Below are 15644 nucleotides of genomic sequence, written 5' to 3' on the forward strand. Positions count from 1 at the left end.
GTCCAGCCGCTCTCCGCTTTGCAGTTTAACGAAGGGTTTTGGGCCACTCTCTGTCATTTGGAGGCTCTTCAGTCGCTTGAGATCGGCGGAGCAACATCGGGTTCGCCTGGCTGCGGAATACCTGCGATGTATCCCCAAGGCGTGCATGAGTTGATGCTGTATTCCCGATGAACCTCCCATTTCCGTTTCCCGACCTTCACACTGCCCCAATACCTGCCTCTTAGCGCGCCGCAAACACGATGGCGCAACGCACATCCGTCAGCGGTGCAAAACAGGCACATCTGATATGCAAACCGAAAGCCACCTCTTGCCCCAGCCCCAATTTCCACCCCCATAACCGCCCTCCTTCAATAGAAGCTAGCAAACCAATTTCTCCAGAAAATGCAACACACCCGCCTCCATACGCAGTCTTGTCACAGGTGCTGTAGCCACCGTAGAGCCCGCCAGAACCGCCGATCCGCCCAAAAGCCCATACTCGAACGTAGCAATACCAAGAGGAATCTTCCGACCTGAGAACTTCATCTCGAGGAGCAAGCCCGCATTGATTGTCGCGGTTTTCCCGAAGCCGCCTTTGGAACAGCAGACCGAACATTCAGTGTAATCGCCGTGAGTGAAATCCCATCGGTCAATGTTGCTGATCGTGATCAACACGGGATTCATCCATCCCGGAATAGTCAGCGAGGCACGTAGAGCCGTCCGTTTGCAACCAGAAGTCGCGGTGAACGGGCTCAATCCAAACAAGTCAGCCTCAGAAATCGGATCGTTCTCAACGAATCCGTATAGATTGATGCCGCCATCTTCCCCAATGGGATCGCGGGAGAGCCAACGTCCGGTGGTGGGGGAGTAGTAACGGTGGCCGTAGTAAGAGAGGCCGGTTTCCCAGTCAAAGTATTTGGTGGAGAAGAGATGATTGAAGTCCTTGGCCAGGGGCCCGTGGCACGAAGAAGTTCGCCAAACGGGCCGTATTCATATTGGGCCACTAACACTCCATCAGACGCCCGCAAGTAACCCATCACATTCCCATTCCCGTCATACACCAGAAAATACACCCCTGCATTCGGGCCGTAATGAATCACCGTCGCCACCAAACCACCCACACCCTCCGCCCCCTGCGTCGTCCCCGACAAATCCACCCCCACACGTGCGTGCGCACTTCGCCCCTTGGCCCACGCACTGCGGGACAATTCCCCTCCTCCACGATTGCCCATGCGCCTATGGCTTCATTTACCTGCATCTTGTGGCTGACCTCGAACCCAATATCCCCCAAATCCCCCATCCCTTCAAGCCCTCATTGCTCCCCTTGCCCCCGGCCTGCGGGACGCAGGCATTACTCGCAGGCGAGGACGCCTGCGCTACATGGGTGGACGCCTGCACTACTTGACGCCGCAGTAAGACTTTCACCCCCGGCGTCTTTGCGCCTTGGCGTTAATTGAAACCATAACACCACACCCCGACTGCCTCGTTCCATACCACCTTGCTCACCCTCGTCATAGACTTTGCCTTGTGGTCTCGGGAGCGCCTGCGTCCCGTCCCGCAAAGCGGGAGCGTCCCGCCGGAGTCAACTCCACCCCAGGCGTCTTTGTGGGCTTGCCCCGGTTTGATGGACACCTTGAGGAGGCGGTGCGCATGGGTTGTATTGAGTGGATTTGGCTCTCAAAGTGCCTAGGGGATGGGTAACCAACCGCGCTGTAGAGCCGCGTGCGGTTGTTATAAGTTTCAAAAGAGGCGAAGGCGTACGGCTGCGAGTCCGGCCTGCTCCCCGCAGGCCTAATCTTGTTTTACGATGCACCAAGCCGTGAGCTAGCTGAAACACGCAAGAAACCGAACCGCACCCTCCGACACCTCCCACTCCCCGTCTTCGCGCCTTCGCGCCTTTGCGTGAATTCAAACCAAACACCACACCCCGCCCACCTTGTTCTGCACCACCTTGCTCACCTGCGTCCAAGACTTGGACAACCGGTCTCGGGGAGCGCCTGCGTCTCGTCCCGCAGAGCGGGAGCGTCCCGCCGACGCCAATCCCACCTGCCTCCTCACACCCACCACCGACGCCGGACGCATCCGCACCTCCCGCGCGTACGTCTCCGATTGCCCACCGGGGTTTGTCTTCACCGCAACATAAATCACCCGCAACATCTTGACCCCACGTTACGTGAACTAAAAACCCATGCGCCCCCGCCTTAACCGGGTGTCCATCTAACCGGCGCAAGCCCAGGGTATGACTGCGCCTTTCCCGCAGCTTCCACCAGCAATGCCCAATCGTCGGGTATGCGCAGGCCGGTGGCCTGACGAGGGAAGAAGAGGATTGGCACTGGTTTGCGCAATTGCAATGGCAGGCTATGTTGTCGTTAGTCCTTGTCCGCTCTTGCGCTAATTACTTCTCATGGCCTTCACCTGGATCATTTCGCCAGAATACAGCCCTAAATGTCCGTTCCTGTTTGTAGTATATATACCTGCAACCATAACGTACTTACCTTCGTATTTTATAATGTCTTTGCCTGATACAGTGGATGAATCGATGTCAAACCAAATGGCATTTTTAGTAACGCCATTCAGCGCGTCATCGCGAGAAAGAAATATTGCACATGTTTCGCCTCTTATCTTAAAGTATCCTTTTATAACGATGCTTCTATTGTGATAGTTGGATTTATTGGCTATAACGTCAATCATTGAAACATACTCCCTTTCAGGAGCAACGCGGATTGGTTCTGCACCAAATAACAACGTGCAAACGCATGCAAAAATTAAGGCAAACAAGTTCTGATGTTTCATAACGTTACTTGGATTTTAAGTTAAACACATACTCCGTGTTATTATCGGGATCAAACTAATATACTTTGCCAAGGAAATCGCGCCCTCCCCACCCACATATGATCTTTTCATTCCAAACCACGCCAAATCCTTATCCTCTTCGTTGTGGCTGCCTCCGCTCGGATGTGTATGATAATAACCAACCTCTTCGCAGTCTTGCGGGCAAAGAGGCAGTTCGCCTTCGGATATTAATCCTACCACCACTAGGTTAGAATTTCTGTATTTTATCCGAAGTTCCCTTTGCCTTTTCAAGCGATCTTTCCATGAAAATGAGGAGCGCCCCATAGTGAAAATGTATGACACCTGGCCTCGCCGGCAGCATTTACATATTCTACCACCGTGTTCGCGGTGCTCCGGGTCAGTGCGGGTAAAAAGTGCGCCTCCTGCAATGCTTGGATTGCTGCTCAATCAATGGCATCATATTCATGAGGGTGTTTCCTCAATATTTGAAGACCAAAAGGATCAACGTTGTTATTTGGATCATTGCTACCAAAACCGTAGCGGTTCAACCCACCCACTTCTCCAATCGGATCGCGGGAGAGCCACCGGCCGGGGTGGGGAGTAGTAGCGGTGGCCGTAGTAAGAGAGGCCGGTTTCCCAGTCAAAGTATTTGGTGGAGAAGAGATGATTGAAGGTCTGCGCCAGGGGCCGGTGGCGCGGAGAAGCTCGCCAAACGGGCCGTATTCGTATTGGGCCACCACGCCACCGTCAGAGGCCCGTACGTAGCCCATCACATTCCCATTCCCGTCATACACCGCAAAATACACCCCCGCATTCGGGCCATTGTGAATCACCGTCGCCACCAAACCACCCACGCCCCCGCCCCGTGCGTCGTCCCCGACAAATCCACCCCACACGTGCGTGCGCACCGCACCCTTGTCCTATGCACTTCGGGACAACTTTCCACCTTCGACACTGCACATGTGCCTATGGCTTCATTCACCTGCATCTTGTGGCTGACCTTGCACCCAATATCCCCCAAATCCCCCACCCCTTCAAGCCTTCATTCGCCCCTTTGCCCCCAGCCTGCGGGACGCAGGCGGGACTCGCAGGCGTGGACGCCTGCGCTACGCAATCTTTACGCCTTCGGCCCTTCAGCCAAAGCCAACAACTGGCGCAACTGGCTGACCTTCCTCCGCCGCAGCCTGAGCACCGCTAGATCCCTTCACACCGTTAGTGCGGGACACCGGCGGGATCACTTATCGATCAGGTCGGAAGCGCTTTGTCGGCAGCCTTTTTCTTAGACTTGGCTTCTTGAAGTTTTTCCGACGCAACTGGACGCACGATGTTGTTCGTTGTTCTAGTGAACCATTCGAAATCTTCGGTTCCAGGATCAAACACCATGAAGCTTTCAAAAAGCCATCGCCCTCCTCATCGGATTCCGCCATGACAGTCTTCCCGTTGACCCTGAAGGCTCTCGTCCTCTTGCCGCCCTCAGTCATCTCCAAGACAATGCATTGGTTGCCGCGATAGGTTCTTTCAACGGAAAGTTGTTTCTCGGGAAAGCTCTGTTTCTTCGTTGTGATTTGCAAGTGCTCTGCGGCGTAGGCCGTCAGCAACAAAGTGATTCCAGCAATAAGTATCAGTCCAAACGTCTTCATAACACGCTCTTTATTTCTTCGGCTGCGGCTTTTTCTTCTTCTTGCTCCCTGGAGGATTCTTCCCCATGAATTTCCCCAAGCTACAGTCGCCACAGTTCAGCATGCAGTTCGCGACCAAGGTCGGCGAGATGTTGCCGTAAAACGCGTCACAAATTGTGTAACAATCGAAATCCGATGGAGCGTCTCCGCATTTGCAGGCGGCGTTATACCTCTTCACAGCATTTGCAAGGTCTGCCGTGTTGGGAACGCTGGGCGGAATGCTGATGCCTTGTCCAGGAGGGATTCCCGCAGCCAGCCCCAGCAGGTCAAACTTGTTCGCCGGGTCGTCTCTGACGTAGGTGTATAAGTTTGGACCGTCGTCGGCAAATAGGTCATCCTTTGCCGAGTCCATTACGCCGCGCACCAGTTCAAGCCCTAGTTCCTCGATGGGGTCTCTACTTAGCCAACCTGCGGCTCGAGCGCAGGCAGGTCTTCGACACGCGGGGTGACGGCGACGTGTCGTAGCGATAGTTCGCCCGGCCCAAGTGGCGTTCGTGCAGCCTCGCCTCCCATCGCCGGGTTGTTGTAGTTGTAGCCGCGTCGTCATCTTACCGTTGTGCCGGGCAGGCGGCGCAATACATCACGATCTTGCCGCCGCAAAACGGTGCTCCGCGGTCCGGCCTCTGCGGGACGCCTGCGCCACCGCTTGGCCAGCCGTCGGCCCAGCTGGCTCGGCACGGACACTGACCGCCTTGGTATCGCACAACGCGCATCGTAAACCAAGCTCTCCTTGCTTCTGCCCGCACGTGGCGGCGTCCCCATGGTTGAATGTTCCGATGCGACCCCGCCAAGCCGACCCTTTCGTTGCGGCAGACGCTTCGCCGCGTGCCGGGGACGGCCTCGACCTGATACATGGACCCTATTACGGGGACCCTCATGGGGTGCGGTTCTCTCAGAGGTTGCCCGGACGCCCCCGCCGCCACCGGTGATCTCAGGCTGGCCCTTGTTTGGGCTGCGCGGCTATGACCGTGAAGCGTCGGGGCAAAGCGGCGACTGCCTGACTCAATCTGGCCCGCCGCCCAGTTGTTCACCAGGGCGCGGCGCTCCCGCTTCCCGGGGCGCCGCTCCGTGCCCTTCTGAACAACCTTGGAGACGGTATCAGGCGCGCTAGATCCCTTACACCGTTTGTGCGGGACAGCCGACCTCACTACTTCACAGTCTCGCGTTGTTTCTTGACGTCCCTAACGCGCAACTTGCCAGCAACGGACTCCAAACGGACTTCATACCACGTGTGCTCATCGCCGATGCGATAGCCCGAACTTGTCAGTTTGTTCTTGGCCGGATCAAAACGCCACAGTCCCCCAAAACCGAAGGTCATTCCGTTCTCGTCGAGCGCGAGGGATTCCATGTTTACTACAGCCAACTCGCGTTTGAGTTCGGGCTCAATGGTGCTCTGCGCCGTGATGTAGTTCTGCACGGCCACGCAGATCCCAGCCGCTGTATTCCTCGCGTCTGAACTGGTTTTCATCGCAGTCTCGTTTGCGCATCCGCAGACCAAGGCCACTGAACAGAGTGCAAACAAATGCCGGATTCTCATGGCGGTCTCCTACTGGGCTGCGTCCGGACATTTCCATCCGCTGACCACTTTCTTGCCCTTAACATCCTCCTTCCGGTTCTCATAGATAAATGGCGAGTCCGGATTTCTGTGTGCGTAGGCTTGCTCGACCCACTTCGTAATGGCCTCTTGATTCGGGACGGTCAGCGAAAGGGGAACGATACAAAGGGAAATGGATGTCCGGAATCCGGGTTCTGCCTCTGGCAAACCCATCTGAATCCGAAACCACTCTTCAGCAATACGCACTTGCACCTCCTCCTCAACGACACTGGGGGCAGTGATCCTGTCGTGTTCGCATTCGTGGAGCAACGTCGCAGCAGCATCACCGTCGCTCAACGTGTTGTCCACCCAGATTCTCCCGTCGTTCTTCCCTGCCAGATAGTATTCGTGCTTCCCAAGATACTTTCCCTTCTTCCCGTTCTGCTTCTTCTCGTATTTGTCATACGTGACTTTGATTTCATCGAAACCGATGACTGTTTTCTTTGCGAGACAGTCGTCCACGACCCACCTGCGACAGCAGCACAGGTATTTTAGAACGCCCTCCTTGGTCCACAGGCCATAGATGTCGAAATCGTTGATTGGGTCATTCAGGACGAATGCATAGAGATGCAGCCCACCTTTTTCCTCGAGTGGATCGCGGCTTAGCCAGCGGCCGGGGGTGGGGAGTAGTAGCGGTGGCCGTAATAAGAGAGGCCAGTTTCCCAATCGTGGTATTTGGTGGAGAAGAGGTGATTGAACGTCTGGGCCAGGGAGCCAGTGGCTCGAAGAAGTTCACCAAACGGGCCGTATTCGTGTTCTGACGAGCGTTGCTCTGTGGCCGCATTCGACGTGTGGAGGAATAATTTCCCTTCGGCGGGACGCCGAAGGGCACACGCCGGAGGCGTGTGCTCCCCGAGACCAACAACGTGCGCCAACCCCGCTTGCAACCCTCCTGAAATCGAACCCGTCCCCTGCGTCGTCCCCGACAAATCCACCCCCATACGTGCGTGCGCACCTCGCCCGTTGGCCCATGCACTTCGGGGCGATTTCCCTCCTCCACGACTCTCCACGCGCCCATGGCTTCATTCACCTGCATCTTGTGGCTGACCTCGAACCCAATATCCCCCAAAACCACCTCCCCTTCAAGCCCTCATTCGCCCCCAAATCGGCTTTTGGCTTGCCTCACCTAGGCCATAGGAGCGGTTTCGTAGCGCAAGGCGTACCCCATGTAGCGTAGGCGTCCCGTCCCGCGCAGCGGATACCGCCTGCGTCTCGCAGGCCAATTCCCACCTTGCGATTCGTGCACGCCTGCGTTACGGCGCATGAAAGATTAACGCACGGTTTGTTGTTTCCGAACGGGTCCGCTTGACCTTATCAGTTCTGCAATCACGGAGCCGGGAGGCTCCGTGAACCCGCAGGCGAGGACGCCTGCGCTACAGACCCTCACCTTGGCTTTCTTCTACGATGGGGTAGAGGTCAAAGGGGTCAGAGCGTGTGAAGGGGGAGAGCAACCACGAACGAACAGGAATGAACACGAATGTTGAACAGAAGGAAACGAAGGGAACGAAGGGGAAAACCGCCCCTCACCCAAGCCCTCTCCCCGGGGAGAGGGAGGTTTTAGCTGCGCTCCTCGGCCAGCCGCTTGAAGGCGTCGTCGTAGCGTTTGGCTTGGGGATGGGGTTTGGCCAACCCCGGGGCGGGTTCCTGCGGTTGGCTGAGGTTGGCTTTTTCATGTACACGGTGTTTCTACCGCACCCGCCCACCGGGTGTCCATCAAACCGGGGCAAGCCCAGTGTCATGCCTGCGCATGACGTCACGCATAGGTGTAAGGAGTCGGAAACAGGCGTCCTAAGCGTCCTAAAGCCGCCAACGGGGCTGGCGGTGCGGTTACATACGCCAAACCGATTGCCAGGGAAAAAGGCAGCAGGGAGGCGGCCGGGGAGTGTTAGCGACTTGCTGGATTTCTCTGCTCAAGCGGAATGTATGGAACACGAGCTTTTGTTCGAACCAGTAGACACGACTCTGAATGCGGGAAAAATTGATTCCGCTGCCGTCTTCCGGTATTTCCCCTTTTCAGCAAGAACGTAAACACCGCGCTCCAACCCGTTCTGCGACTCCAAAACAAAAAGCACGCCGGAAAGATAGGGCCTTACTTGAAGCACTCCATTGCTCGCAAAACTAGGAAGCCATAGAGATTTCGGTGCTGGCTGTCCCTTCAGAGTATTCCAAACCTCGTTCTTTTGCATGTCATTGGCGTAAGTCTTGAGGTTTGAAACGCCAATCGAATCTAAAAATCGTTTCTCTGCAACGAACTTAGTGCATGAAACGACGAACATTATGCACAGCAGCGCAAGCCAAAACGGCTTGTGTTTTATACTTAATCGACCAGGCATAAATGAAGCCTTCGTCTCGGACTAAGGGTCGAAGATGCCGTCCAAGTCCCCGGCCCATAGACCGTGATTGTAGCCGTTCGGCGCCTTGTTTGGAATGTCGTTCACAGTAGTAAGCCTCGGACCGTTGTTCCAGACGGAAGACAGCGCTTGAATGAGACACCTGGGAGCATTGTATTTCACGACGTCCTTGCAGGACTTTCCTTTTCGGCAGCAGAAGTTGGCGAGATTACACCCTGGGGCAACGTCGTTTTTAAAACTCGGAGACATCGTCCCGCTCTCAGCCGACTTGCAAATTTTGTCGAGATAGCCCTTCAACAACCTCGCGGAGACATCAATGTTGAACTGTGGAACCGTCAGCCATTTCTCAACCTCCGAGTTGTTCCCGTTAAGGGCATGAGGAAACATGTGAGCAGTTGGATCTCCAGGCCAATGTATCGCGCACATGAAGTCCGGCCCAATTTGGAGAATTCTCTGTTCCTCTTTAGTGAAAAGACCCTCGCGGAAAATGGTGTCGTAGGTGATTTGACCTGGCCCTCGTGAGCGTGGTCGCCAATCGAACTCTTGCGTTTCTGTGCGATATTCCTCTTCGCTGTAATCGATCATCTCATTGGCAATGACGGTAGATAGGAGCTCCTTAAGAACGCAGTGCCGCTCTGCCATCATACTGATAAGCGGCCCGAAAGTGTCCTTGAAATCCTTGAACCACGCATCACGTTCCGCTTTTGTCCATTTGTTCCAAAAGACGTCCGGGCTGCCAGGATATCGCTTGAGATATAAACCGAACGGGTCAACATAACGAACTGGGTTGTTTTGGACGAACCCATAGAGATTCAATCCCCCTTTTCCTCGATGGGGTCTCTGGAAAGCCACCGGCCGGGGTGGGGAATAGTAGCGGTGGCCGTAGTAAGAGAGGCCGGTTTCCCAGTCAAAGTATTTGGTGGAGAAGAGATGATTGAACGTCTGGGCCAGGGGGCCGGTAGCGCGGAGGAGCTCGCCAAACGGGCCGTATTCGTATTGGGCAATCATGATGCCGTCAGACGCCCGTACGTAGCCCATCACATTCCCATTCCCGTCATACACCGGAAAATACACCCCCGCATTCGGGCCGTTGTGAATCACCGTCGCCACCAAACCACCCACACCCCCGCCCCCTGCGTCGTCCCCGACAAATCCACCCCCATACGTGCGTACGCACCGCACCCATTGGCCCATACACTGCGGGGCTACTCCCTCCTCCACGATTGCCCACGCGCCTATGGCTTCATTCACCTGCATCTTGTGGTTGACCTCGCCACCAATATCCCCAAAAACATCCATCCTTGCAAGCCCTCATTGCTCCCCCTCCCCCGGCCTCCGTGACTCAAGACTGTGCGGCAGGCGCGGGTGGCCAGCGGAGCGCGAGCGCAGCTTCCTTTCCTCGCCCCGGCCCAGAGGAGCGCTAAATTCCTTCACACCTTTTGGCGGGACACCGCGTTACTTCTTCCGAAACTGTTCAACTGCCAAGTAGTCGCCTTGCGCTGTGCGAACCAATGTTCCCCGGAAGGCGTAGCCGTTCGTTTCCCACTCGCTGCTGAAAGCAGTTTGCGGTTGGGAGATTTTCCGACCGCGCATCATGCCTTGAACAAACTTCACGGTGTCTTCCAACGGAAGATTCAAATAGCCATTCACCCCCGGCGCTTTCATCGCTGGCATCGAGATGGCCGTAGGAGAGAACAGCCCCCAAGCGTAGAACCCGGAACTCGGGTCACGCCCGTCGCCGTCAGTGGCATTGACCAGCACAGCGTTGGTCGGGAAAGTGATTCCAACTTTGGCGGACACGTCCTTCAACGCTTGTTCGTCTTTCGCGCTCACTTGCTCGCTTCCTCCTTGCCCGGTGGATTGGTTGTCGCGACAGCCGGTTACACTGGCCACCGTGAAAGCTGCGAGCACAGCAACGACAATGGTGGTCACTCTCATCGCCCGCCCTTCTCCGAATCCCAGCCCTCGGTCACTTTGGGCGCTTGCCCCTTCTTCCACTTCACCGTTTTCTTCACTGACCCGAACATGTCGAACTCTCGCGCGAGTCCTTGCCGGTGAAACTCACCCATGAACTGGTCGGTGACGACCTGCCCCAGGATGGTCACTTGCTTGCCGCCATCCCAGTTGTAGCGGTCGTAAAACTTGTATTGGAACTCCAGCGTGTATTCGTCTTTGCAGACAGTCGCGTTGCCTTTGCCCCACGCGCTGTAGCCGCCGACAGCGTAGAACCAATTCCAGCTTTCATCCTTCCGATTGTAGCCGCCAGATGGACTCCCTGACGTGATGCTGTGCTTGCCGTCCGGCAGCGATTCGACGAACGCCTGGGCCAGTGCAAGCTCGCTGTTATAGACGTTCTTTGCCGAAGGCACGTCATCAATCATCTTCTGCAACCGGATGGTGTAGTCGCTCCCGGAGTTCCCGAAGTAGTGCTGAATGTGATTCACCGCGTCGGGCATTCCCACCCAAACGATTCCAATGTTGTTCACGATGAGTTGCTTCAACGCCACGTTGCTCCATGTCCACTCCTCGGAGTCCCAAGCGCCAGCGCCCGCGTCGGGCTTGATGGTTGGGTCATCCGTGCCCTTCTTGTAGTCCTTCAAGCCGAATGGATCGAATCGGTTGATTGGGTTGTTGTGGATGAATCCGTAAAGGTTCGTACCCCTAATTCCCCAACGGGTCTCTGTTTGGCCACCTGCCAGTGGGGGATTGTAGTAACGGTGGCCGTAGTAAGAGAGGCCGGTTTCCCAATCGTGGTATTTGGTGGAGAAGAGATGATTGAAGTCCTTGGCCAGGGGCCCGTGGCGCGGAGAAGCTCGCCAAACGGGCCGTATTCGTATTGGGCCACCATGACCCCGTCAGAGGCCCGCACGTAGCCCATCACATTCCCGTTGCCATCATAAACCGGAAAATACACCCCCGCGTTGGTCCCGCTGGGGATCATTACGGCAAGCAACCCACCTACCCCACCTGCCCCTTGCATGGTTCCGCTCAAATCCGTCCCCCACACAAACGCCGCCTGCAACGCCCCGCTTACCCCGTCCCACACCGCCATCAGGTTCCAGCCCTCGTATAAAAATCGCTGGTCACTCGCCAATTGCCAGCCGTTGTTGACCCAGTTGCTCACCACTTTGCTCACCCGCCGGCCCTGCCAGTCGTACCCGTACACCAGTTTCTGCCGCGGCACCCCGGCGTTGTACGCCGCCGGCAACGTCTCCTGTTCCACCAGCCGGTTCTCCCCATCCCACCGGTTCGTCCACTGCCCGTCGCTCGTCAGGTTCCCGTCCGCATCGTACGTGTACACCTCGGGCGTGCGCGCCACATACAGCCGCCCCGTCACCACCGTCACCACGTCTGGATTGGTTCCCTGGCCGCGCACCCCCACATTCGTCACCGCCAGCCACACCGGCCCGCTCCCGTTGGCCACCGCCAACTCCGCCCGGTAATACTCTCCCTTGCGGCTGGTGGCGGAGTGGTTCACCGTCACCGTCGCCGCACTGTGGGCGCTACCCAAGATGTTCACATAACCCGGCACGCTACGGCTGGTGTATTGGAAAAGGTTGTTCACCACGTAATCGCTTTGCCGCCCGTCTCTTTTAGCCCACAAGCGGTTCCCAATCCCGTCATAACTATACGCAAACTGCTGGCCCAAGGCAAGCGTTCCATCGGCCCATTTCCGCACCGCGTTGGTCAACTGCCCCAGGTAATCATATTGGTACTCCCACCACATACTGCCAAACGGTCGCTCATACGATCAGCGCGGTTTGAACTCGTGGCGGCCCAGTCCTGACTAAGGCGCTAATAGACGTTTGGGAGGGCAGGAAAGTCATTTAACATACGTTAATCAGAGATTTCGTAGCGTCATCGCGCAATCACCGGGGCTTTCCTCGCTCTTGCCTCATTACAACCTTGCCTTCTCTGTCGAAGACCGTTGTGAGTCGCGGTTTCCTCTCCGCGTCGTTTTCATAGACGACTCGCGTCGTCATTTGACCTTGGTCGTCGAAAAAGGTTTTCTGAACCTCCCGGCGATGCTCATCCAGAATCAGTTCTATCACGGTCACTCCGGTTGTCTTCAACTTGCCAATCCGAGTGAAGCGGCCGTCAGCATGACGAACCTCTTCAAACACCAAATAGTCCGACTCGAACGGTGAAATCTCCTGCGCCATAGACTCTCACCCTCTGTTAAAACGCTGGGGCGACTCGCATGCCCACTTGAATAGCGCGTCCTCCCTAACAACCATTGCAGTTCCCACGCCCACGCCAGTTCCGATAAGGATGACTTCGCCGACAACTCCGGAAACAACGCCGACGGTTTCGATTTGTTGCGGAGTTCCCGGAACGTAGTCTGTCCAGTGTCTGGTTCGCTCTGCCCAAAGCGGCTTTTCTGGCGCTCGCCGATGCGCCTCAATCAAAACCCAAACGGGGATTGGCTGCTCTCCACCTCCACCGGGACATCTTTTCTTGAACTCATCAATCCACTTTTCCAGACGCTTTTGCTGTTCGTTAAACTTGTCAATGTGGTTCTGCCAACCAACCAGATCATGCTTGTAGAGGAACTGTTTGTCTGCGAGCAGGTCGTTGTATCGTCCACGGGTATGCCGTGCGAGTTGCTTGAGGAACTCCAAAATCGCCTCACAACATGCGTTCGCCGGCGGATTTGGCGGCATCGGAACTGAGGCGAGGCCAAGGGCGTCCACGAATCCCATGGGGTTGTTCAGCACGTATCCATACATGTTCACGCCCCCTCTTCCTCAATCGGATCCCTGCTCAGCCAGCGGGCGGCGGTGGGGAATAGTAGCGGTGGCCGTAGTAAGAGAGGCCGGTTTCCCAGTCAAAGTATTTGGTGGAGAAGAGATGATGGAAGGTCTGGGCCAGGGGCCGGTGGCGCGGAGAAGTTCGCCAAACGGGCCGTATTCGTATTGGGCAACCATGATGCCGTCAGAGACCCGGACGTAACCCATTACATTCCCGTTCCCGTCATACACCGGAAAATACACCCCCGCATCCGGGCCATTATGTATCACCGTCGCCATCCCACCGCGGACGCAACTTTTCTCCCCAGGCCTCATCACCCCACATGGTTTCTATTGCTTGCATCTTCAGGCTGACCTCTTCCCCAATATCCCCCAAAACAGCCCTCCCTTCAAGCCTTCATTCGCCCTTTTGCCCCCTGCGGGCGCATCTCAATTTCTTGCAGGGTGGAAGGCCGTGTGGGGAAGAAAAGTGACCAGCGGTCGTTGTGCCAGAAGGTTTCCAGACAGAGCAGCGCTTCGTCCCCGGCCGTGCTCCAGAACTGCCCGGGCCGCTTGAACCGGCACTGCGCCTGCCGACAGGTCGCTTCCACCGCCCCGCTGCCCAGCGGTTCGCCCGCCCGCCGCCCGGCCCGATAGTCCATCCGCGCTTGAGGCTCCCGCAAGTAGGCGATTTCTTTGGCCACCTCCTCCGCCGTCGGCTCGGTGGGCGAGTAGCCGGTGGTGTCGTCGAGACCCAGGGCGGCATCGGCCGGGATGCGCCATTGGCGGCAGCGTTGGCAATAGCCGCGGGTGCGTTCCAAAGTGATGTCGCCAAAGCGGGTCTGGAAGGTGCGGGCGTGGCCGGAGGAGCACCGGCTTAAGGGTTGGCCGCAGACCGGGCAGCGCGGGGGCGTGGCGTCGGCCTTGGCCTGCGCGGCCCGCCTAAGGGTTTCCCGCAGGAGGGCTTGTAGGTCATGCTGGAGTTGGGTTTCCAGATGGCCCAAATTCTGATCGGTGGATACCAAGAAGTGCGCCACTGAGGCTTCCAAGGTCCCCACCAAACGGGCCGCCAGCACGGCCAAGGATTCTGGGGCGGATGGCGCAGGCTGGGTGGGGCGAGCGGGGGCAACGGTGGGGGTGGTAGCCGGGGAGGTAAGCGAAGTTGTTGTCGTGGCCCCAGTATAGACACCCCTGCAAGAAAATAAGATGCGTCCCGTCACCTATGATATTTTTCTTGGCATTATCAGCCTATAAAGCTAGTCTTTACACGTTCATTCAGGTATAGAACATGATCGGTCATGAAGAAGGTTCTTAAAAATTATCGTTTGCCAGTCTCCTTGGTGGAAAAGCTAGACCGCTACGCCGAAGCCTTGGGCATTGACCGCACTCAATTGATCGAGGAAACCCTGGAGCACTACCTGGATGCACAGGCCCGGAAATTGGCCGGCGAACGTCGGGCAAAACTTGAAAACACCTTCCAATCAACCGCAGCCCGTAAATTCAAGCGTGATGCTGTGAAATCGGAAAAATCACCCCTGCTCTGCCTCAGCCAAATGCCGCCAACGAGGAATGAAACCATGCTTTTTATTCAAAAATAGCGTGACTCCCTGCGAGGACACTGCGACGGCAAATACTGATTTAAATGACGTTAGCAAAACGTTAGCGAAAAACCAAAGGTATTATAAAATGGCCGTAAATAAGCATTTCGGGCCACAATGGCATTGTGGGGGTCACGAGTTCGAGTCTCGTCGGCTCCACCATTTCCTTTTCCCCTGCAATCTTCGCATCCTGAACAACCAGAACGGTTTGCATGACGTCAGCCAATTGCTGTTTGTCGTTATCCAAGATTCCATGTTGAAGCATAGAGTTTATTTAATTAAATACACAGCAAAGACACTCGCGAGCGCGTTAGCACAAGTGCCTCAATCATTACGATGTGAATGGGCTTGACGGTTGGGGCGGGTGAAGGGAGGGGCTGAGAAGACAAAACCCGCGATAGACTGCCTGCGCGGGGAGGCAACTGATGCCGTTTGGGCCGAAAGACAGCGTTTTTTGGTGGGGCGCGTATCGTCAGACAGAGCTCCGCCAGACCCGGTCTCTACCGGGACGGCGGTGGGAGGGGGTGAGGGCTCAGCGGGCGGAGGCATCATCCGCTAGCCCCCACCAGATTTGCAGCGGTCTGGAAAGGCGAATCGTCCACCCCGCTTAAATTGCAAACACCCCAAATAAGCCTCTGAAGGCTCGACGTGCCGACGGAGTTTTGCTCATGGATTCCTATTTCGACAATCCCCTTTTCCCGCCCCGCTCTGGGCTGTCTTCTCGTGCGGATGCCCAATCGTGGCTGCGATGTAGGTCGCGCTTTGGCGGGGGCATCGCGGCGGTCGGCGGCTGCGTTCCTGGAAGGCGCAAGGTTCGCGGGGGACGTAGCGCCGCGGTTCCTCCTTGCGGCGTACGCTTAACATGATGAAATCTTGACCACAGGGGGGTCACAATCTACCCAGTCTTTCCCATCGTTGCCTGC

The 15644-nt window shown here is 56.5% G+C and carries 17 protein-coding genes and 2 pseudogenes; 1 reads left to right on the top strand and 18 read right to left on the bottom strand.

Translation table 11 applies throughout. The features are described from left to right. Positions 1-357 precede the first annotated feature (357 nt). The 17 genes and pseudogenes from NXS98_RS07620 to NXS98_RS07700 all read right to left on the bottom strand — a co-directional run bounded on the left by NXS98_RS07620 (position 358) and on the right by NXS98_RS07700 (position 14199). Positions 358-651 (bottom strand): hypothetical protein, encoded by a 294-nt coding sequence (locus tag NXS98_RS07620; RefSeq protein WP_283847877.1) that lies wholly within the window; start codon positions 649-651, stop codon positions 358-360. Positions 652-741: 90 nt separating this feature from the next. Further along, positions 742-966 (bottom strand): annotated as a pseudogene (locus NXS98_RS07625) (RHS repeat-associated core domain-containing protein); the annotation flags it as partial. Between the two features lie 918 nt (positions 967-1884). Then, complete coding sequence (locus NXS98_RS07630) at positions 1885-2109, bottom strand: hypothetical protein (RefSeq protein ID WP_283847878.1); 225 nt, start codon at positions 2107-2109, stop codon at positions 1885-1887. A 258-nt stretch (positions 2110-2367) separates the two neighbouring features. Then, complete coding sequence (locus NXS98_RS07635; protein ID WP_283847879.1) at positions 2368-2769, bottom strand: hypothetical protein; 402 nt, start codon at positions 2767-2769, stop codon at positions 2368-2370. A 443-nt stretch (positions 2770-3212) separates the two neighbouring features. Next, positions 3213-3677 carry an RHS repeat-associated core domain-containing protein gene (locus NXS98_RS07640; RefSeq protein ID WP_283847880.1) on the bottom strand — a complete coding sequence of 155 codons (465 nt, stop codon included), beginning with the start codon at positions 3675-3677 and terminating at the stop codon, positions 3213-3215. A gap of 330 nt (positions 3678-4007) precedes the next feature. Then, positions 4008-4409, bottom strand: coding sequence for a hypothetical protein (locus NXS98_RS07645; protein ID WP_283847881.1), 402 nt, complete (start codon positions 4407-4409; stop codon positions 4008-4010). Between the two features lie 10 nt (positions 4410-4419). Beyond that, on the bottom strand, positions 4420-4800 hold the full coding sequence (locus NXS98_RS07650) for a hypothetical protein (RefSeq protein WP_283847882.1): 381 nt from the start codon (positions 4798-4800) through the stop codon (positions 4420-4422). A 795-nt stretch (positions 4801-5595) separates the two neighbouring features. Next, complete coding sequence (locus NXS98_RS07655; RefSeq protein WP_283847883.1) at positions 5596-5916, bottom strand: hypothetical protein; 321 nt, start codon at positions 5914-5916, stop codon at positions 5596-5598. A 78-nt stretch (positions 5917-5994) separates the two neighbouring features. Beyond that, positions 5995-6708, bottom strand: a complete 714-nt coding sequence (locus tag NXS98_RS07660) for an RHS repeat-associated core domain-containing protein (protein WP_283847885.1) — start codon at positions 6706-6708, stop codon at positions 5995-5997. A 1244-nt stretch (positions 6709-7952) separates the two neighbouring features. Beyond that, the gene (locus tag NXS98_RS07665; protein ID WP_283847887.1) at positions 7953-8375 is read right to left on the bottom strand and encodes a hypothetical protein; all 423 of its coding nucleotides are present in this window, start codon (positions 8373-8375) and stop codon (positions 7953-7955) included. Positions 8376-8396: 21 nt separating this feature from the next. Then, positions 8397-9692, bottom strand: coding sequence for an RHS repeat domain-containing protein (locus NXS98_RS07670; protein ID WP_283847889.1), 1296 nt, complete (start codon positions 9690-9692; stop codon positions 8397-8399). 156 nt (positions 9693-9848) lie between these two features. Then, positions 9849-10331 carry a hypothetical protein gene (locus NXS98_RS07675; protein ID WP_283847890.1) on the bottom strand — a complete coding sequence of 161 codons (483 nt, stop codon included), beginning with the start codon at positions 10329-10331 and terminating at the stop codon, positions 9849-9851. Continuing rightward, complete coding sequence (locus NXS98_RS07680; RefSeq protein WP_283847891.1) at positions 10328-10993, bottom strand: hypothetical protein; 666 nt, start codon at positions 10991-10993, stop codon at positions 10328-10330. Before NXS98_RS07680 ends, NXS98_RS07675 begins: the two co-directional genes overlap by 4 nt. 57 nt (positions 10994-11050) lie before the next feature. Continuing rightward, positions 11051-11230: pseudogene (locus NXS98_RS17975) on the bottom strand (hypothetical protein); the annotation flags it as partial. Between the two features lie 1032 nt (positions 11231-12262). Next, positions 12263-12556, bottom strand: coding sequence for a hypothetical protein (locus NXS98_RS07690; protein ID WP_283847893.1), 294 nt, complete (start codon positions 12554-12556; stop codon positions 12263-12265). Between the two features lie 6 nt (positions 12557-12562). Further along, positions 12563-13123, bottom strand: a complete 561-nt coding sequence (locus NXS98_RS07695) for a hypothetical protein (RefSeq protein ID WP_283847894.1) — start codon at positions 13121-13123, stop codon at positions 12563-12565. Positions 13124-13533: 410 nt separating this feature from the next. After that, positions 13534-14199, bottom strand: coding sequence for a hypothetical protein (locus NXS98_RS07700; RefSeq protein ID WP_283847895.1), 666 nt, complete (start codon positions 14197-14199; stop codon positions 13534-13536). Positions 14200-14421: 222 nt separating this feature from the next. Here NXS98_RS07700 and NXS98_RS07705 point away from each other — a divergent pair, with 222 nt between their 5' ends. Beyond that, complete coding sequence (locus tag NXS98_RS07705; RefSeq protein ID WP_283847896.1) at positions 14422-14721, top strand: CopG family ribbon-helix-helix protein; 300 nt, start codon at positions 14422-14424, stop codon at positions 14719-14721. A 61-nt stretch (positions 14722-14782) separates the two neighbouring features. Here the strand turns inward: NXS98_RS07705 and NXS98_RS07710 are convergent, their stop codons facing one another. Further along, positions 14783-14968, bottom strand: coding sequence for a hypothetical protein (locus tag NXS98_RS07710; RefSeq protein ID WP_283847897.1), 186 nt, complete (start codon positions 14966-14968; stop codon positions 14783-14785). Positions 14969-15644 lie beyond the last annotated feature (676 nt).

This window comes from Fontisphaera persica, assembly GCF_024832785.1.
Classification (GTDB): domain Bacteria; phylum Verrucomicrobiota; class Verrucomicrobiia; order Limisphaerales; family Fontisphaeraceae; genus Fontisphaera; species Fontisphaera persica.